Genomic DNA, 19404 nt, shown 5'->3' with positions numbered 1-19404 from the left:
AAGTCCGTGTGCATGACGCCGCGCGCCGGTCACTGCACGGTGATCGTCTCCTTCATGTTCGGATGGATGCCGCAAAACACGTGGTAGACGCCGGGCTTGTCAAATTTGTACTGGTAGGAATCGTTCTGGTCGAGCGCTGCGGAACGGAACATGCCGGCATCGTTGACGACCGTGTGCGGTTCGCCGTCCAGATTCTTCCAGGTCACGGTCGACCCGGCCTTGATCGTAAGCGCCATTGGCGTAAACATGAAGTTCTTGATGGTGACCGCGTTGGGCGTTTCCGCGCGCGCCACGCACATCGCAGCCGACGCGGCGATCACCGCAAAGCCGCCGAGCAGCATCAAAAGCGCGCGGCCGATCCGGATAGTTGGCATGACTGATCTCCTGAACCTGAAATGCGTGAAATGAGGCTGATATCAGACCAGCGTCTTGTCGGCCAGCGTGGCCTTCACCGGATGACGCGCGATGCTGACACTGGTGACGCCGAGCATTCTGGGTAGCTGATCGCTTGCCACTTTCAGCGGGCCGGGGCCATCGCCCTGGCCGGCTGTCGGCTGCGGATAGGCCGTCGACCGTGCGGTGTGGAAGGTGATGTTGCCCTCCACTTTCGTCACGATCTGGTGAATGTGCCCGTTGAGCACCGTCACCGAGCCGAAACGCTTCAGGTAACTCATGGCCTGGCCGGCATCGCCGGTGCCCCAGCCCCAGGGCTCGTAGATCGTCCACATCGGCATGTGCGCGAAGACGACGATCGGCGTGCTCGACGAGCGTCCCTTGAGATCGTTTTCGAGCCATTCGAGCTGATCGTCGCCGAGGCCGCCCAGGCCATTCGGCTTGAAATGCATCACGTTGACGAGGCCGACGAAGTGCACGCCCTGATGGTCGAAGCTGTAATAGCCCTTGTTGTCCGACGCCTGGCCGAAGCGGCTGAAGTACTCGGCGCCGGGGCCATCCGTCACGTCATGCTCGCCGGGCACGGTATGCAGCTCGGTGATCTTCAGACCCGACATCAGCTGCGCCGCGAGATCGAACTCGGCGGGCTTCGACAGATGCGTGATATCGCCGGTATGGATGGTCAGCGCGGGCTTGACCGGCATCGCGTTGACGAAGTCGATCGTCTGTTTGAGCGTGCCCGCCACGTCCGGGTTGGCTTCCTTGTTGAAGCCGATGTGGGTGTCGCTGATCTGCAGGAAGAGCGGCACGCCCGTCGTTGCCGCGGATTTGTTCGAGTCGGCGGCAAGCGCCAGTTCCACCGGCGTGAGCACGCCGCCCGACAGCACGAACACGGTCCCCAGACCGCCGAACGCAAGGCATTTCAGCGCGCCGCGACGCGCCGGATCGAATGAATGATGTGACGACATGGTGACCTCACGATAAGGATTCGCACGCACACAGGGATCGTCCGGCGGCGTTTGCGACTCGGTTCATGAGGCATGACTGCAGGTGTGCGGGTTTTATTCCCGGGAGTGGGGTTGGTTTTGAGTGACGGACTGGCTAGCGGTTGCGGGTTTATTGCAGCGCAATGCGACGAGCAAGTGACCGACACCAGGCATTGCTGGCGGGGTCCGTTGAGCGGCCGTTGCCGAAGCGAAGAACCCGCTTTCGGCTCGACTATGCGAAGTAGCTGATCCCCGAGGCGATCATTAACAGGTTCACCGCGCGAGCGAAATGATTGTCTGACAGCCGCTTGTAAAGCGTCATGCCAACAGCGGTTCCGAGCAGCGCGGCGGGGTTGCAGAACAGGTCCGCCGGCTCGAACCCGACCTTGCCGGCGGAATGCCGCAACAGACTGATCGTTGCGAGGGCGGCTACCTGCATGATCAGAATGAACGGCTGGAACATGGCGCGCTGGCGCTCCTTGCTCCATCCCTTGAAGCCGCACCAGATGGTGACGAATGCACCGGGAAACCCGGCGGCCCCACCGGTGATTCCTCCGAAAACTCCGGCGAGGACATCGAAGGCCATCTTCTGACGGCGGATTACCAGAGGCTTACGGACAAGCATGTAACAGCCGTAAACGACCAGAAACACGCCAAGCACATGGGTGTATATATGACGATCCAGCTTCAACAAGACGGTTATGCCAACCGGCAGGCCGAATGCGCCGCCAATCAGGAAAGGAGCAAGTTCTCGCCAGCGGATCGTCCGTCTTAGTGAGCAGACCATCGCTGTCTGGTTGGCGATACTGCAGACGATCATGATCTGGACGATCTGCACGGGGTCGCCGGCCAGATGGAACAGCATGGCGCCGCAGACGGCGGAGAAGGCGAATCCCGCGATGCTGGAAACGGCGGACGCAAGAAAAACGGCGCCGATGACAAGTGGCTTGAGTCCGCCCTGACCGGAAAAGCCGAGGCATAATGCGGTGGCAACGAGGAGTATCGACCAATGAACCTTGCTGCGCCAGGCACGCCAGTTGAGTGTGGTGCTCGGCGAAAGCGCCGATCCAGTGGCGCTCTCCGGTTCAATCTGCGGTTCGACCTCCATCGCAATGGCCCCCACTTCGCACACGTTGAGAAGGACGCGGGTTTTCCAGTCCTGCTGGTGCTGCACTAACGGGCATTGCGGATGCGGTAAGCGAAGCCTGCCCGCCGGGGACCCAATGTCTGCTCAAAGATAGAGCACAAGACTTTCAGCTTGTTTCAGGTGGGGTCTGCACCCATATATTTCGCCCTGCTAAGCGGCTTGCCGGGGTTCGGCTGGTTATCGCGGGCGTGACTCAAAATTTGTCGCCCCGATTGCCGACGATATAGACGGCAATATCGAACGCCCCCAACTGGGCCGAGCGGCGACGCTCCTCGAAGAGCTTCACATCAGGGCTATCTTCGTCGAACTTCGAGCACGGTTAACGGCCTGCGCTCAGTTCCTGCAGTCGCCGCACTCGCGCGTCTTCCTCAAAACGTGTCTCTTCGAGTTCCTGCAGCACGCTATCGAGGTCCACAGGCCGCGTGTCGACCTCGATGCGGCCGGTCAATTCGGCATCGACATGCAGCCGGCCTGCTTCGAAGAGCGTCCAGATCTCCGTGCCATAACTTGCGGTGAGTATTTGCGGTGCGAACCGTCCGAAGTACGCGGCCAGGTTGTCGACGTCACGCTTGAGCATCGAGGCGGCTTCGTTGTTGCCGGCTGCGTCGACGGCCTGAGGCAGATCAATGATCACCGGCCCATCCGCTGCGAGCAGGATGTTGTATTCCGACAGGTCGCCGTGAATCACGCCCGCGCAGAGCATGCGGACCACCTGGTTGAGCAGCAACGCGTGCAGTTCGAGGGCGCGGGCTTCAGTCAGATCGACGTCGTTCAGCCGTGGCGCGACGTCACCCAGTCCATCGACCACCAGTTCCATCAGCAACACGCCATCGGTACAAATATAGGGTTGCGGCACGCGCACACCCGCGTTGGCGAGCCGGAACAGCGCGTCGACTTCGGCGTTCTGCCATGACGCTTCCTGCATCTGGCGGCCGTAGCGCGTACCTTTTTCCATGGCACGCGCCTGCCGGCTGTTCTTGACTTTGCGGCCGTCCCGATACGACGCGGCTTGCCGAAAACTGCGCTGCTTCGCGTCCTTGTAGACCTTGGCGCAACGCGTCGATTCGCCGCTGCGCACGACGTAGACGGTTGCCTCCTTGCCGCTCATCAACTGGCCGATGACTTCGTCGATGAGTCCTTCTTCGAGAAGCGGTGCAAGCCGTTTGGGTATTTTCATACGGCCGCCAGTTGCGGCTCGTGGGACGCGCATTCCCCATGCGTGGATGGTGAATGGCCCGCTGAGGTACCGGTTAACAAACCGATGATTCGAGCGGCCGGTGCTGCCGGTCGGAAGCTTATTGCGTGGGAGACGGATGGAGTCATGCCGGATTATACGGGAAGGCGACGACGAGGCGCCGCAAATCTCCTGTCGCCGCCATTCGACTCGCCGCTATCCCTATGACCGCTCTCAAAGTACGACGGCCGTTTGCTTACGCCTCGTTGCCTGCCGCTCGTCGGCCTTGGCGGTCATGCGGGGTCCGTCGCATCCTGTCCTGCCCTGCACGAGTGGCCGCTTACGCGCGGTGCCGATGTCAATGGCCACACCGAACTACAATCATTCAACCGGTCTGAATCCGCTTCATCCGAACTCGCGTCGCACAGGTGATGGGGTGGCGATGCGCGGACTATCCGGGCTGCGCTGACAGGCCGTTCAGCCGCGCTCCCGGCAGATCGGCAGTGCGCGATTGATCCGCTCGCAGCAGGGCATGGGCGACGGCCAGCACAGGAGGGACTATGCGGTCGGGAGTGGAGTCCGGCGGGCGCCTGAGACGTTATGCAATCACGGCGATGGCCGTCATCGCCGGGCTGATTGTCGTCGGACGCATCACCCGCATCCTGGTCGACTGGCTGTGGTTCTCTTCGATCGGCTATGCCGGTGTTTTCTGGACCCTCCTCGACGCGAGAGCGCTGCTGTTTGCCGCCGTGTTCGCCATCTCGGCGTGCGCGATAGGGCTGTCGGGGATTCTGGCGCATCGTTACGCGATGGGTATCGTCGATACCTCGCAAGCGGAAGCAGCCGGGCCGTCGGGTACCACGGTAGTCACCGGCGATCTGGCCGAACTGCTCGCGCCGCGCATTCCCTGGCGCTCCAGTATTGCCTGCGTCGCGGTCGTCTTTGGACTGCTTGTCGCCGGCAGCGAACTCTCGAACTGGGACATCGCGCTTCGCTTCGTTTATCAGGTACCTGTTGGCGAGCGCGATCCGATCTTCGGCAGGGACATCGGCTTTTATCTCTTCTCGCTCCCCGCGTATATCGCGCTCAAAAACTGGCTGCTGCGGCTGATCGTCTGCAGCGCGATCGTGGCGGGTGCCGTCTACGGGCTGCGCGGTGACATCGCGCTGGAGCGGCCACCACGCACGCTCTCGCGCGCCGCCATCACTCATGCTTCGGCACTGCTCGGTTTGTTCTTTGCGGTGATGGCCTGGTCGTGGTGGCTCGACCGCTTTCTGCTGCTCTATGGCGACAATGGTGTCGTGGTCGGCGCCAGCTATACCGATGTCCACGTGGACTTGCCGGTCCTATGGATGCTGGTCGGCCTTGCCGCGGCCTCATCCGTCGCCCTTTGGATCAACATGCGCCGGCGCAGCTACCGGCTGCCTGCCGTTCTCGCGCTGCTCGTATTCGGCAGTGCGTTTGTGTTCGGCGTGATCTATCCGTCGCTGTTTCAGCGCTTCTATGTCAAACCGAGCGAGCTGGGACTGGAAACACCCTATATCGAGCACACCATCGCGCTGACGCGACAGGCTTACGGCCTGGCAAAGATCGAGGTTAAACCGTTCGAGGCCGAGCAGGGACTGACGCTCGACTCGCTGCAGGCCAATCGCGCGACCATCGACAACATCCGGCTATGGGATGTGCAACCGCTGATGGATACCTACGCACAGTTGCAGGAGATCAGGACTTACTACAAATTTCTCGCGGTGGACATCGACCGCTATCAGCTCGACGCCGGATACAGGCAGGTGATGCTGTCGGCGCGTGAACTGGAACCGGCGATGCTTCCGCCCAACGCCCAAACCTGGGTGAACCTGCACCTCATCTTCACTCACGGCATCGGCATCGTGATGTCGCCGGTCACCGAGAAATCCGCCGAAGGCTTACCCTCCTTCTATCTGCGGGATATTCCGCCCGTCGCCAACGGCGGCCCGGCCATTCGCGAACCGCGTCTGTATTTCAGCGAAGGCCGGCAGGACTACGTCATCGTGAACGGCAATGTAGCTGAATTCGACTATCCCAGCGGGGCGGACAATGCCTACACGACGTATAGCGGGCGCGACGGCGTCTCCGTCGGCAGTGTGGCGCGACGCAGTCTCTTCGCCTGGCAGCTCGACGATCCCAACATCCTGCTGAGCGGCTATATCACAGACCAGAGCCGGATCCTGCTTCACCGCAACATTCAGGACCGCGTGGGTACGATCGCGCCGTTCCTGACTCTCGACCATGACCCGTATGTCGTCGCAAGCAATGGGCACCTGTACTGGATCCAGGATGCCTACACCGTCAGCCAGTGGTTTCCCTACTCCCGGCCGGGTTTCGGCGACGGCGCCAATTACATCCGCAACGCGGTCAAGGTCGTGGTCGATGCATACAACGGCACGGTCGATTTCTACGTCAGCGATCCCGCCGATCCGCTCGTGCGCACCTACGAGCGCAGCTTCCCGGGTTTGTTCAAGCCTTTGGACGCGATGCCACCGGCACTTCGGCAGCATATCCGCTACCCGGAAGATCTGTTCCTGATCCAGGCGCAGCTTTACCGCGCCTACCATATGGTCGCGCCGGAGGTCTTCTACAACCGCGAGGATCTGTGGCAGTTTCCCCGAGAGCTGGTCGGAATGGATGGCGGGAGCGCCGCCAGCACGATGCCGCCGTACTACACGATCATGCGACTCCCCGGCGACCCACGCGCCGAGTTCATCCTCATGCTGCCGATGGTGCCGAGCCAGCGGGAGAACATGATTGCGTGGCTGGCGGCGCGGTGCGATCCGTCCGGGTACGGCAAGCTCATCGTCTATACGTTTCCCAAGGACAAGCTGGTCTTTGGGCCGTTTCAGATCGAAGCGCGTATTCAGCAGAATACCGAGATTTCGCAGCAGATCTCACTGTGGAACCAGATGGGCTCACGCGTCATTCGCGGTCATCTCGTGGTCGTGCCGATCGAGAACTCGATCCTCTACGTTTCTCCGCTCTATTTGCGCGCGGCGTCCGGTCAGTTGCCGGAGTTGAAGCGGGTGATTGCCGCCTATGGTGAACGCGTGGTGATGGAGGACACCCTGGGCGAAGCCCTGGCTGCGCTTTTCAAGGAGACCGCGCATGCGGCATCGCCAGCCCGAGGCACAACGAACGCGCCGGACGCGCGGGCACGCGAGGCACTTGCCCACTATGACCGCGCGATCGAACGCCTGAAGGCGGGAGACTGGAGCGGCTTCGGCGCGGAACTGGATGCTCTGCGGCCATTGCTCGAAGCACTCGGTGCCGGCCGTTCCGATGATCACAAGTGACCAGGAGGAAATTCAGAGGGCGTCTGTGCTTGCAGAACGAAAACGGCCCTGCTTATGCCTTGCAATCAATGGCGCGCCACAAATCCTTGCGCCATTGAACGTCCTGCGCCATCGATCGCCGCACTGTCGCTCCGTCGCGCTGCGTCGCATTTCAAGGTACAACGTCACAGCGCAAACAGCCGCCCAAGATGAGGCTCGCAATCTCGCACGCCGGCGAGCCGCAGCGCGTGCCAGGCCATCGCGTAGTTGCTCGATATCACCGGCTTGCCGGTCGCCGCCTCCAACTCCGGAATCAACCCGGCAATGCGCAAGCTCGTGCACGATACGAAAATCGCATCCACGTCACGATTGCGCGCAAGTTGCTCAACGCCGGTTCGCAACGACGCCGCATCGATCCGCGCCACTTCGTTATCGTTCGCATGCTCGAACGACGCCATGCGCGTAATGCCGTGGCCACGCGACTCGATATAGTCGCGCATGTAATCGTTGATCGAACGCACATAGGGCGTCAGCAGCGCCGTACGTTGGACGCCTAGTGCGCGAAGCGCCGCCAGCGCCGCGGTGATCGGCGTAGTGCTCGCGACATCCGGACGCGCTTCGCGAATCCGCGCGAACACCTTTTCCTCCCCAATCACCATCGACGCGGACGTGCAGCCAAACGCCACCACATCGATACGTTCGGCCGGACGGATCAACGCGACCGCCGGTGCAATACGGTCCTCCATTTCCGCCAGCCGTTCAGGCGTGATATCCGCCGAGTTGTACACACGGCTTTCGTAGAACGCCACGCCGTCCTGCGTCAGCAAGCCCCGCCACTCATGTTCAATCGTATGATCGGTGGCGAGTACCACCAGGCCGATCGCGGCACGCCGGCAGATGCCGCCGTCCAGCGTGAAATCGAGCCTCGTGTACACGTCATCCTGCTGTGCAATCGCACTCATTTCAGTGTCATCCTGTCATGTCGCGTTCCGGTTTGCGCGTGCCTGCCGTCGCTGCCTTTCTAAAGGTAGAGGATTGCCAGCGCCTTTGTGTAGTGGTTTATACGCAAATACCCTATACCGTCCCAACGCACACCGCCTCCTATCATGAAAGAAGCGCTTTCGTGCCAGCGCTCCGGTGAAACCAGTAGTCACGCTGCTGACCTGGCGGGTATGAATCACGTGCAATCGCCCATTTCCGTTCGTTTTCTGATGTCACCGGTAAATCCGTGTGGCGGATCGTCCGATCCCTTTCACAATAAGGAGTCACTAACATGATTGCTCAGAAGAATGGCTGGCCCGGTGCAGAGCGGGGCTTGCAGCAAACGATCCTCCCGGCCGTGGCGGCTGCCGTGGCCCTGCTTGTCGGCATGGCTCCCGGTTCGGCGCTAAGCCAGGGGGCCACCATCAAGATCGGCGTGCCCGTCCCGCTGTCAGGCAGCAGTGCCAATGCCGGCACGGACATCGTCAACGGCGCGAAGCTCGCCGCCGCCAGAATCAACGCGGCCGGAGGCTTGCTCGGCAAGCAGATCGAGCTGGTGCCCGAGGACGACGCCTGTGATGCGCAGACCGCAGTGCAGGCGGCACAGAAACTCGTCGATGCGGGCGTTGTCGCGGTAGCGGGCGGCTATTGTTCCAGCGCGGCGCTGCCGGAATCGACAACCTTTCATCGCGCCGGGATTCCCTACGTGCTGGATGCGTCGACCAATCCGCAGCTGACCGAGATGGGGTACGACAACGTGTTCCGCACCATCGGCCGTGACGACCAGCAGGGCCCCTTCGCGGCAAGCTTCATAAAAGACGTCCTGCACGCGAAGCACGTGGCGGTGATCGACGACAACACGACCTATTCCAAAGGCCTCGCCACGAACACCGTGGAAGCCCTGAAGAAGAACGGTGTCGATGTCGTGTACGCCAATTCGATCACGGCCGGTCAGATGGACTATTCACCGACGTTGACGCGGGTCGCCTCGCTGAAGCCTGACGTGATCTACTACACGGGCTATTTCTCCGAAGCCGGCCTGATGGTCAAGGAGGCGCGGCAACTGGGTCTGAAAATGACCTTCATGGGCGGCGACGCCACCAACGACCCCACCCTGATGAAGACGGCCGGTCCCGCCGCCGACGGCATGATCATCACGACGGCACCGCTCGCGCAGTTCCTGAGCGGCGCGCACGCCTACGTCGATGACTATACGAAGGCTTACGGGCAAGGGCCGGGACCGTATTCGGTCTATGAATACGACGCCGTCGGGGTCACGGCGAAAGCCATCGCGGACGCAAAATCGGACAAGCCTGCCGCGATCACGGCGGCTCTGCACAAGGTCTCGAACTACCCGGGCGCGACCGGAACGATTGCCTTCAATCCGAAGGGGGACCGCAGCAAAGCGGTGTACATCACGATCATTGTGCACAACGACAACTTCGAGCCCTACCAGAGGCAGGATGCGAGCGGACATTGGGCGGCGATGAAGTAGGCGCTATTGCGCGCCCCGCCCCGTCATGAGCGACTTCTTCCAGTTCGTCATCGAAGGGCTGACGACCGGCTCGTTCTACGCGCTCGTCGCCCTCGGCTACACGATGGTCTACGGGATCATCCGGCTGATCAACTTCGCTCATGGCGACCTGTTCATGGTCGGCGCGTTCATCGGCTGGACCGGCCTGATGGTCCTTGCGTCCGCGCATCTGCCGCTCGCCCTGGCACTGCTGATCGCCCTCGTGGCCGCAATGACGGTCACAGGCGCGCTCGGCCTGCTGATCGAGCGGCTCGCGTATCAGCCGTTGCTGCGCGCGCCGCGGCTGTCAATCCTGATCACGGCACTGGGCGTCTCGCTGGCGCTGCAAAATGGGGTGCTGCTGATCTACGGCGCGGGCTTTCGCACCTATCCGCATGTGCTGAGTCAGGCGGGATTCGAACTCCACGGTGTGCAGATCACCTTCGCGCAGATCGGCATCATCGTGGCAAGCCTGGCCCTGATGCTGGCACTGTATTTCTTCGTTCACCACACTTTCCTTGGCACCGCGATGCGCGCGCTGGCAATCGATCAGGACGCCGCGCGTCTGATGGGCATCGACGTCGAGCGCCTGATCCAGCTCACCTTTCTGCTCGGTTCGGTGCTGGCCGCCGTGGCGGGCGTCATGGAAGGGCTTTACTACACGCAGATCAATTTCTTCATGGGCTTCGTGCTAGGCCTGCGCGCGTTCACCGCCGCCGTGCTCGGCGGCATCGGCAACATTCCGGGCGCGATGGCCGGCGGCATCCTGATCGGCCTGCTCGAAGCCTTCGGCGCGGGCTATGTCTCGTCGCAATGGACCGACGTGTTCGTCTTCGGCGTGCTGATCGCCGTGCTCGTGATCAAGCCGACCGGGCTGTTCGGCGAACGCGTCGTCGAGAGAATGTAATCCATGAGCGCCACTCAGGCTTCCGCGCGTTGGGCCAAGCCGGTCGGCGGCGCGCTGCTGGCCGCCGCCGTGGCGTTGCCCGCCGTCGCCAGCAACTATGTCGTCGATGTCGGCCTGACCATCGTCACCTATTCCATCCTGGGTCTCGGGCTGAACATCGTGGTCGGTTATGCCGGACTGCTCGATCTGGGCTACGCAGCCTTCTTTGCGATCGGCGCGTACACGACGGCGTTGCTGGAAACCCTGCTGCACTTCTCGTTCTGGGAAACGCTGCCGTTCAGTCTCGCGTTCGCCGGGGTATCGGGCATCGTCATCGGCTATCCGACACTGCGCCTGCGCAGCGACTATCTGGCGATCGTCACGCTGGGGTTCGGCGAAATCACGCGTATTGTCGCCACCAATCTCGACATCACGGGCGGCCCGAACGGCATCTTCGGCATCGCGAGCCCCAGCCTGTTCGGTTTCGAGATCAGTTCGCCGCTGGCGCTCTACGAACTGGGCATGGCGTTCCTCGTGCTGGTGCTCGTGTTCGCCATCCGGCTCGGGCGCTCGCGCCTCGGCCGCGCCTGGACCAGCATCCGCGAGGACGAGGCAGCCGCCGAGGCCGTCGGCGTGCCGACACTGCGCGTCAAGCTGCTCGCCTATGTGATGGGCGCGCTGATCGGCGGGCTGGGGGGCAGCCTGTTCGCGGCCCGCTTCGGCACAATCGATCCGACCGGCTTCACCTATCTGCAGTCCGTCACGATCCTGATCGTCGTCGTGCTCGGCGGCCGGGGCAGCATTCCTGGTGTGATCCTCGGCGCCATCATCGTCGCCGGCCTGCCGGAGATGCTGCGCTTTCTCAACCTCTGGCGCATCTTCGCATTCGCGATCGGGCTCGTGATCCTGATGCTGCTCAGGCCGCAGGGGTTGTGGCCAGCGCCGTTGCGCCGCGTCGCGCCGCCGCGCAAGGGCACCGACGCCGATCAGGCCCCGGTGCCCAGCCACGCCGTCACCGACGAAACCCTGCTGGAGGTGCGCGGCATGCAGCGCCGCTTCGGTGGCGTGCTGGCGGTCGGCGGTGTCAGCTTCATGGTGAAGAGCGGCGAGATCGTGAGCCTGATCGGTCCGAACGGCGCCGGCAAGACCACCGTGTTCAACTGCCTGACCGGCGTGATCCGCCCGACCGGCGGACAGGTCGTCTGGTGCGGGGAACGGCTGGTCGGCGGCGCGCCTCATCGCATCGTCCATCAAGGCTTGGCACGCACCTTCCAGGGCATCCGCCTGTTCGGCCACATGACGGCCTTCGAAAACGTCCTGACCGGCATGGACCATCGGCTGCGGACACCGCTCGCAGCCGAGCTTCTGGCGTTGCCGTCCGCGCGTGCCGAGGCGGCGGACCATTCGACCGAGGGCCTGCGCTGGCTCGCCTTCGTCGGTCTTGCGGGCCGCGCGGGCGAGCGCGCCGCCGATCTGCCCTACGGCGACCAGCGCAGGCTGGAGATCGCCCGTGCGCTCGCCAGCAGCCCTCGCCTCCTGCTGCTCGACGAGCCGGCAGCGGGCATGAACCCGACCGAGAAGCGCGCGCTGATGGAACTGATCCGGCGCATCCGCGATCATGGCGTGACGGTGCTGCTGATCGAGCACGACATGATGCTGGTGATGGGCGTGTCGGACCGGATCATCGTGATGGATCACGGCGTGATCATCGCCGAGGGCCAGCCCGCCGCGATCCAGGCGGACCCGCGTGTGATCGATGCCTATCTCGGCACAGCCGAAAAGGACGAAGCAAGCGACGATACTGCCGGGGAGAAATCGCTGTGGGACTCCTAGAAATCCGCGATCTGCGTGTGAGCTATGGAACTGTCGAAGTGCTGCATGGCATCTCGCTGGACGTCGCACAGGGCGAGATCGTCGCGTTGCTCGGCAGCAACGGCGCGGGAAAAACCACCACGCTGCGGGCGATTTCCGGATTGATCCGGCCGCGCGCGGGCGACATCGCGATGGATGGCCAGCGCCTGATGGGGCTGCGCGCACACCAGATCGTGGCGCTGGGTCTGGGTCATGTGCCGGAGGGGCGGCGCATTTTCGGCGCGCTGACGGTGGAGGAAAATCTGCATCTCGGCGGCTATCTGATCCGGCGTGACAGTGCGGCACTGCAACAACGAAGGGATCAACTCTATGCGACTTTCCCCCGGCTCGGCGAGCGACGCAGCCAGCTGGCCGGCACGCTCAGCGGCGGCGAGCAGCAGATGCTGGCGATTGCCCGCGCGCTGATGCTGCGCCCGCGTATCGTGGTACTGGACGAACCCTCGATGGGACTTGCGCCAAAGCTGGTCCGCGCGATCTTCGGCATGATCGCCGACATCTGCCGCGAAGGCACCTCGATTCTCCTCGTCGAGCAGAACGCCCGCCAGGCGCTGCGCATCGCTCATCGGGCCTACGTGCTGGAAAGCGGGCGCATTGCGCTCGCGGGGTCCGCCCGCGAGTTGGCTCAGGATAGCCGGGTCCGCGCGGCCTATCTGGGCGGCAGTGCTATTGCGGCGGAGTAATCTGCTAACTGGGCCGCTAACCGGGTACACGACATCGGTTGAAACAGATCAGACGCAATGGAGGCAAACATGGCAGAGATCGAGAAGGAAAAGGTGGTTAAAGTCCTGAACCAGATTCTGGAGTCGGAACTGGCTGGGGTCGTTCGCTATACTCATTATTCATTCCTGGTATTTGGATTTGGCCGCATCCCCATTGTGGCGTGGCTGCGGCAACAGGCCGACGAATCGCTCGTGCACGCTCAGCAGGCCGGCGAATGGATCACCACCCTGGGCGCTTACCCGTCTCTGGCGATCGGTCCGCTTCTCGACTCGCACGTCTTCGACATCGCGTCCATTCTGCGTGAATCGCTCGAAGCCGAGAAAGTCGCGCTCGACCTGTATCGGGAGCTCCTCGCGCTGGCGGAAGATTGTTCAGTCGCGCTGGAAGAATACGCGCGCCAGATGATCCACGTCGAAGAACTGCACGCCGGCGAAGTGGACAAGATGCTGCGCCGTCCCGGAGCGATGACGACGCCGCCTGATCGCGGCACGGCGCCGGCCTGAGTTCGACGGAGAATCCATCATGCTGAATTACCCTGCTGCGTATCAGTCCACCAAAGGCTCGGCGCTCGACGTCGACAAGGCGTTCTATCAGCGCATCGCCTCACAGCACGACACCCGCACGCTGGTTGAATCGATCGTCGTGCCGATCCGCTCGGGGCAGGCGTGGACCGTGCCTGCCGGCCACGTGTTTCGCATCGTCACGATCGAAGGCCCGCAGGTTGCCGACCTGAACATGTGGAACCGGCACGACCCGCGCGAGCGCATGTGGGCATCGCGCACGCGCCAGTTGCAGCAGGCACATGTGAGCACGTTCGACCGTCTGTGGTCGACGCTGCCGTTCCTGCGTCCGATGGTGACCATCGCGGATGACAGTCTTGCAGGCTACGGCGTCGACGAACACGGCGGCCGTGTCCACGATCTGCTCGGCACACGCTGCGACCCCTATGTGAACCGCATGCTGACCGGCGAGGATTTTCATTTCCACTGCCACTCCAACCTGACGCGCGCCATCGCCCCGTATGGATTGACTGAGTACGACGTCCACGACGTGCTCAACGTGTTCCAGTGCACCGGCCTGAATCTCGAAGACAAATACTTCATGAAGGCGTGTCCGGCAAAGAAAGGCGACTACCTCGAATTCTTCGCGGAGATCGATTTGCTGTGCGCACTGTCGACCTGTCCGGGCGGCGATCTGTCCGTGCCGATGTGGGGACCCGACGCGCGCGATCCGCTGGACGTGTGCCGGCCGCTTGGCATCGAGGTCTGGCAACTCGCGCCACAGATGCTGGACGGGTGGACGCCGCCGGCGGTGGCTGCCTACAAGGGACAGCACGGAATGGTGCTGAATCAGCCGCAATGGAAGTGAGGCTGCGGCAGCCCGCCTTGATGGAACTGCGCCAGAAGCAAGGCGAGGCCGTCGGCCCGGCGCAGCTGCACTAGTCCTTCGAGCGTGCGCTGCGCGAAGCTCATCCGGGGTCTGCCTGCTTCACGTCCGCGGCCAATGGTGCCGGAATCGCGGAACTGCCCGATGTATTGCAGGTGCCTCCTGCCCGGCGGGAATCGATGGTGGCGCAGCACAAAAGCCGGAGCGACACCTCGCTGCCGTGAGTGGCCGCGGCCCCCTTGCATCTGAGGACATCATGAAAGTTATCGTGCTCGGCGGCGGGGTAGTCGGTGTGACAACCGCGTACCAGTTGCAGAAGGATGGCCATGAGGTCGTGATCGTCGAGCGGCAGCCTTTAGTCGCAGCGGAAACCAGTTGGGGTAACGCGGGCATGATCGCGCCCGGACATTCCTTTGTCTGGTCCTCGCCCAAAGCGCCGATGATCCTGCTCAAATCGCTGGTGCTGAAGGATCAGGCGTTGCGCTTCAGGTTCTCGGCGGATCCCAGGCTTTACAGCTGGTCGTGGCGCTTCCTGATGGAATGCACATCGGAGAAGGCACGCCGCAATACCCTGCTCAAGCATCGGCTTGCCGCCTACTCTCAACGCGTGCTGCAGGATGTGATCGCTGAGGACGCCATCGAATACGATCGAAATGACCGCGGAATTCTGTATTTCCATCGGACTCAGGAAGCGCTGGACCGCGGAGTCGAACACATGAAGCTGCTGGAATCCGATGGACAAGTCATCCGGGTTCTCAGCCGCGATCAGGTCGTCGCACTCGACCCGTCGCTGGCTTCGGCAAAAGACAGGATAGCGGGCGCCATTCACTGCCCGACCGATGAGACCGGAGATTCTGCGAAGTTCACCCGCGCCCTTGCGGAAAAGATCGTCGCGCGCGGCGGTACGCTTCTGACCGACACCACCATCGACGGCTTTGAAACCGCCGGGCAGGACGTGGTCGGCATCAGAACGAGTCGAGGCCTTGTAAAAGGCGACGCGTATGTGCTCGCTCTTGGCCCCTACAGTCCGGTTCTTGCCCGACAGATCGGCATCGATCTTCCGATCTATCCGATCAAGGGATACTCCCTCACGATTCCGATCGACGGCCGCCCCTTGCCACCCACCGTTGCAGCGGTCGACGAGCACAACCTGGTCGCAATCTCGCGCTTCGGCGACCGGATCCGGGTCACCGCGACGGCGGAGTTTGCCGGCTACGACACGAGCCACAAGCCTTCTGATTTTGTGTTTATGAAGAGCGTGACGCAGGAGCTCTACCCGGCCGGCGCCAACTACGATCGCGCCGAAATGTGGGCCGGGCTCAGGCCGATGACGCCGACGAACTTGCCGTTCTTCGGGCGCAAGAAGTATCGCAATCTTTATCTGAATACCGGCCACGGTCATATCGGCTGGACCATGTCACACGGATCGGCTCGAATCACGGCCGACCTGATCGCGGGACGAACGCCGGCGATTCCGATGGTGGGGCTGCTTTGCGATTGATAGCGACGCGTTCGCGCCACAACGGGGGCGCGACGACCCGCATCGCGCGCTCACCGCCGGTGTTTCAGATGTTCGATTCACGACGCCCGACGGGGTGATCGCATAAAATGAACTAGTCCGTTGCAGTACGCCCAAACGCAAACCCAAGCCTACAAATCCAGATGACTCGGGTCTTTGCAATCTGGGATGCCATCTGATTTCGTTCGCCATCGTTTCTCTCCAGTCGGGGCACCACGTCCTTATGTCGAGAATGACCGCAAATGCGATGAGCCGCCGGCACCTGCTGACGCTGATCGGCAAGAACCTCGGCGCGGCCGCCATGATGCAAGGCATGGGCACGTTGGGGTTCGCCGCTGCCTCGACCTACGCCGGTCCGATCAGACTCGATGGCGCGCCCAAAGGAACGCGAATTCTCGTGCTCGGCGCGGGCATGGCTGGCCTCGTCGCGGCCTTTGAGTTGAGGAACGCGGGCTACCACGTGCAGCTGCTCGAGTACAACGACCGCGCGGGTGGTCGGACCTGGACTGTCAGGGGCGGTGATCGTTATACAGAACTCGGCGGCGCCACCCAGTACTGCGATTTCGCTGACGGGCTTTATCTGAACCCAGGGCCGTGGCGCATTCCGTATCACCACCAGGGCGTACTCGACTATGCAAAACGCCTGAAGGTGCCGCTCGAGCCGTTCATCCAGGTCAATTACAACGCATACCTGCATTCGACAGAGGCTTTCGATGGCAAGCCGCAACGATTCCGGGAAGTGCAGACCGACTATCAAGGCTATATCGCCGAGCTGCTTTCCAAAGCAATCCGAAAGGACGCGCTCGATGATGCGTTGTCAGTAGAAGATGCGCATCTGCTACTCGAATCCCTGCGCCAATGGGGTGCGCTCGGTCCGGATGATCGCTATCAGGCGGGCCGGCGAAGCAGTGAACGCCGCGGATTCGCGACCGCGCATGGCGGTGGGCTGATGCCCGAGGCCGTGCCGTCGGATCTGCTCCCGCGCGACCCCTTGCTTGCATCGCGTTTGTGGCGATGGCTCTCGTCTGGAAACGAGCTGGACTACCAGAGCGCCATTTTCCAGCCCGTCGGCGGCATGGACAGGATTGCTCACGCGCTTTATGCGCAGGTCGCAAGCGCTGTAGTGTTCAACGCCAGAGTCACGGCCATCTTGCAGGACGAGCAAGGCGTCACAGTGCGCTATACCGATACGACCACCCGGACCAAACGGAACGCGCACGCGGATTGGCTGGTGTGCACCATCCCGCTCTCGATTCTGAGTCAGATCGACACGGCGGTCGGCCCGGCCATGCGCGCCGCGATCGATGCGGTGCCCTACGAAACATCGGTGAAAATCGGGTTGCAATTCGGCCGGCGATTCTGGGAAGAAGACGAGCAGATCTACGGCGGCATCACGCATACTGATCTGCCGATCTCGACGATCGGCTATCCGGCAACAGGTTACGGATCGACCGGTCCCGCGGTGCTGCTCGGCGCCTACATGTGGGGGCCCGCCAGCTATGAGATGGGTGCGCTGCCCCCTGCCGAACGGATCGCGGTGGCATTGAGCCAGGGCAGCCAGATTCATCCGCAGTACGCGCGCGAGTACCAGAACGGCTTTGCGATGAGCTGGAGCCGATCACCGTTCACGAATGGTTGCTTCGCCGCATGGACGGATGCGTTGAGAGAAGCGCATTACGCGAATCTCTGTCAGATCGACGGACGGATCGTCCTTGCGGGAGAGCACGCTTCCCATATCCCCGCATGGCAGGAAGGCGCCGTGCTGTCGTCACTGGATGCGATCACCCGGTTGCATCGGAGAATCGTCAATGGATAGGCCGACGCTGATCCTGAGCGTGATGCTGATGGCCTGGCTGATGGGAGCCGCGACGGTGTCGGCTCAGGCCGTGGCACAGGACGCATCACGCACTTTCACGATTTCGCCGGGCTACCGCTTTACCGAAAAGAGCGGCGAAGCGCTTTACAACGCTACCTGCGCGGGATGCCATATGCCGGATGGAAAAGGCGCACAGGGCGCGGGTCACTACCCGGCACTCGCTGACAACCCGGCAGTCGAAGCAGCGCCCTACGTCATCGTCAACGTACTGCACGGCCGAAAGGCGATGCCGTCGTTTGGCGACGCGATGAATGACGATCAGGTCGCTGCAGTCGTCAACTACACGAGAACCCATTTCGGCAATCGATTTGCCGAGAGTGTCACGCCGAGCCAGGTTAGAAGTTTGCGCTGAGTTCACGTGGCACGGCTATCGCGCGGCCTCTTTCTCGCACCCTCTCGGGTGCGTAGGCGGCGCGGAATACAAGCCGGTCCTTCGGTCACATCGGCTGCAGCCGAAAAGAGAAAAAACCGTTTGCACCCGGAAGCGCTTATGGAGAAGCCGCAATCACTGGTCGGTTTGACTGCGTGCAAATTCAGCAAACCGCATGAATTCTTTCGAGTTGGAAAGCATCCAGCATCCTTGATTAATACCGTGGTCGCGCACCGCGTATACCCCATTGCAACTATTTTTTTCCCGTGAAACACTGCTCGTCATCTGCTGTGTCGGACATGAATCCGATATATCGGACAGTCAGGCGGTAGCGCGCGAGCGCGTCGATTTCATCGATTGGAGTGCCGCGAAGGTGCTCTTGACGCCGCTTGTGTACACGCATGGACTTCTCACCAGTTCGGGACGAAAAAATGAGATTTGTCAGGGAAAGCGCAAAATTCACTTGCTTGTTCGCCGTAGCCGGCCTGCTGATGCTGGCCGGCTGCACCAAGGTCGCCCCGCCAGAGCAAGGCGCCGCGGCTGATTCGACGCTCAAGCAGGTCCTGCAACGGGGCACGCTGCGCGTAGGCGACTGCTTGACCTTTGCGCCGTTCGGCTTCTACAACAAGGACGGCCAACCTGACGGCTACGACGTCGATCTGGCGAAAGAACTGGCGAAGCAGATGGGCGTCAAGCTCGAAGTCGTGAATACGACGAGCGCCAACCGCATTCCGAACCTGCAAACCAGCAAGGTTGACGTAGTGTTCTGCAACTTCACCCGCAACCTTGAGCGGGCGAAGGAAATCGCGTTCACGAATCCCTATGTGGTCGCAAGCGAGGCGCTTCTGGTCAAGAAGAGCAGCGGCATCAAGTCCATCAACGACATGTCGGACCGTACAATTGCAACGGTCAAGGGCTCGACGAACGGCGATGAGGTGCGCTCGCTGAACATGAAGGTCAAGATCCAGGAATTCGACAGCTCGCAGGCTGCGATCCTCGCCGTCAAGCAGGGACAGGCCGATGCGATGATCGAGGACAACAACTTTCTCGCCTATCAGGCATCGCTCGATCCCGATCTGACCGTTACCAACGAAGCGCTGGTTCCGCTCGAATACAACGCGTTCGGCGTGAAGGCAGGTGATGAGGTCTGGCTCAACTACCTGAACCTGTTCCTGTTCCAGGTCAACGCATCGAAGCAGAACGCGCAGCTCTACAAGAAGTGGTTCGGCGCCGAGCCGCGCTTCCCGCTGAACCCGCAGTACTGAAATCCCGCTGG

At 62.1% G+C, this 19404-nt stretch carries 17 protein-coding genes; 11 read left to right on the top strand and 6 right to left on the bottom strand.

The window, feature by feature from the left end; translation table 11 throughout:
* Positions 1 to 29: 29 nt before the first annotated feature.
* From FVF58_RS08150 to FVF58_RS08135, 4 genes are all read right to left on the bottom strand, one after another.
* Complete coding sequence (locus tag FVF58_RS08150; RefSeq protein ID WP_149669386.1) at positions 30 to 374, bottom strand: cupredoxin domain-containing protein; 345 nt, start codon at positions 372 to 374, stop codon at positions 30 to 32.
* Positions 375 to 416: 42 nt separating this feature from the next.
* Positions 417 to 1361, bottom strand: coding sequence for a metallophosphoesterase family protein (locus FVF58_RS08145; protein ID WP_149669385.1), 945 nt, complete (start codon positions 1359 to 1361; stop codon positions 417 to 419).
* Positions 1362 to 1611: 250 nt separating this feature from the next.
* Positions 1612 to 2553: a sulfite exporter TauE/SafE family protein gene (locus FVF58_RS08140; protein ID WP_149669384.1), complete on the bottom strand. Its 942-nt coding sequence runs from the start codon at positions 2551 to 2553 to the stop codon at positions 1612 to 1614.
* A gap of 292 nt (positions 2554 to 2845) precedes the next feature.
* Positions 2846 to 3703 carry a PA4780 family RIO1-like protein kinase gene (locus tag FVF58_RS08135; protein ID WP_149669383.1) on the bottom strand — a complete coding sequence of 286 codons (858 nt, stop codon included), beginning with the start codon at positions 3701 to 3703 and terminating at the stop codon, positions 2846 to 2848.
* 557 nt (positions 3704 to 4260) lie between these two features.
* Here FVF58_RS08135 and FVF58_RS08130 point away from each other — a divergent pair.
* Positions 4261 to 7026, top strand: a complete 2766-nt coding sequence (locus FVF58_RS08130; RefSeq protein ID WP_149669382.1) for a UPF0182 family membrane protein — start codon at positions 4261 to 4263, stop codon at positions 7024 to 7026.
* 164 nt (positions 7027 to 7190) lie between these two features.
* Here the strand turns inward: FVF58_RS08130 and FVF58_RS08125 are convergent, their stop codons facing one another.
* On the bottom strand, positions 7191 to 7967 hold the full coding sequence (locus FVF58_RS08125; protein WP_149669381.1) for a maleate cis-trans isomerase family protein: 777 nt from the start codon (positions 7965 to 7967) through the stop codon (positions 7191 to 7193).
* Positions 7968 to 8278: 311 nt separating this feature from the next.
* On the opposite strand from FVF58_RS08125, the gene FVF58_RS08120 reads away from it, so the two are divergent.
* The 6 genes from FVF58_RS08120 to FVF58_RS08095 all read left to right on the top strand — a co-directional run bounded on the left by FVF58_RS08120 (position 8279) and on the right by FVF58_RS08095 (position 14345).
* The gene (locus FVF58_RS08120; RefSeq protein WP_149669380.1) at positions 8279 to 9481 is read left to right on the top strand and encodes a branched-chain amino acid ABC transporter substrate-binding protein; all 1203 of its coding nucleotides are present in this window, start codon (positions 8279 to 8281) and stop codon (positions 9479 to 9481) included.
* Positions 9482 to 9506: 25 nt separating this feature from the next.
* Entirely contained in the window at positions 9507 to 10406 is a 900-nt protein-coding gene (locus FVF58_RS08115; RefSeq protein WP_149669379.1) for a branched-chain amino acid ABC transporter permease, read from the top strand.
* A gap of 3 nt (positions 10407 to 10409) precedes the next feature.
* Positions 10410 to 12218, top strand: a complete 1809-nt coding sequence (locus FVF58_RS08110) for a branched-chain amino acid ABC transporter ATP-binding protein/permease (protein WP_149669378.1) — start codon at positions 10410 to 10412, stop codon at positions 12216 to 12218.
* The gene (locus FVF58_RS08105) at positions 12206 to 12937 is read left to right on the top strand and encodes an ABC transporter ATP-binding protein (protein WP_149669377.1); all 732 of its coding nucleotides are present in this window, start codon (positions 12206 to 12208) and stop codon (positions 12935 to 12937) included. The genes FVF58_RS08110 and FVF58_RS08105 overlap by 13 nt, the downstream gene beginning before the upstream one ends.
* A 69-nt stretch (positions 12938 to 13006) precedes the next feature.
* Positions 13007 to 13480, top strand: coding sequence for a ferritin-like domain-containing protein (locus FVF58_RS08100; RefSeq protein ID WP_149669376.1), 474 nt, complete (start codon positions 13007 to 13009; stop codon positions 13478 to 13480).
* A 19-nt stretch (positions 13481 to 13499) separates the two neighbouring features.
* On the top strand, positions 13500 to 14345 hold the full coding sequence (locus FVF58_RS08095; protein WP_149669375.1) for a DUF1989 domain-containing protein: 846 nt from the start codon (positions 13500 to 13502) through the stop codon (positions 14343 to 14345).
* Here FVF58_RS08095 and FVF58_RS54115 read toward each other — a convergent pair.
* Positions 14327 to 14449, bottom strand: coding sequence for a hypothetical protein (locus FVF58_RS54115; protein WP_281291160.1), 123 nt, complete (start codon positions 14447 to 14449; stop codon positions 14327 to 14329). The two genes, FVF58_RS08095 and FVF58_RS54115, sit on opposite strands and share 19 nt — an antisense overlap.
* Positions 14450 to 14619: 170 nt before the next feature.
* Between FVF58_RS54115 and FVF58_RS08090 the strand changes: the two genes are divergently transcribed.
* The 4 genes from FVF58_RS08090 (at position 14620) to FVF58_RS08075 (ending at position 19393) form a co-directional block, all read left to right on the top strand.
* A complete protein-coding gene (locus FVF58_RS08090) occupies positions 14620 to 15864 on the top strand; it encodes a D-amino acid dehydrogenase (RefSeq protein ID WP_149669374.1) in 1245 nt (414 codons plus the stop codon).
* A gap of 265 nt (positions 15865 to 16129) precedes the next feature.
* Positions 16130 to 17698, top strand: coding sequence for a flavin monoamine oxidase family protein (locus tag FVF58_RS08085; RefSeq protein ID WP_246216976.1), 1569 nt, complete (start codon positions 16130 to 16132; stop codon positions 17696 to 17698).
* Positions 17691 to 18110, top strand: a complete 420-nt coding sequence (locus tag FVF58_RS08080; protein ID WP_149669373.1) for a c-type cytochrome — start codon at positions 17691 to 17693, stop codon at positions 18108 to 18110. Before FVF58_RS08085 ends, FVF58_RS08080 begins: the two co-directional genes overlap by 8 nt.
* 449 nt (positions 18111 to 18559) lie before the next feature.
* Entirely contained in the window at positions 18560 to 19393 is an 834-nt protein-coding gene (locus tag FVF58_RS08075) for an ABC transporter substrate-binding protein (RefSeq protein WP_149669372.1), read from the top strand.
* Positions 19394 to 19404: the final 11 nt, after the last annotated feature.

Source organism: Paraburkholderia panacisoli (assembly GCF_008369935.1).
Taxonomy (GTDB): domain Bacteria; phylum Pseudomonadota; class Gammaproteobacteria; order Burkholderiales; family Burkholderiaceae; genus Paraburkholderia; species Paraburkholderia panacisoli.
The sequence above is the reverse complement of the archived record's forward strand: the minus strand, read 5'-3'. Positions and strand labels throughout refer to the sequence as shown.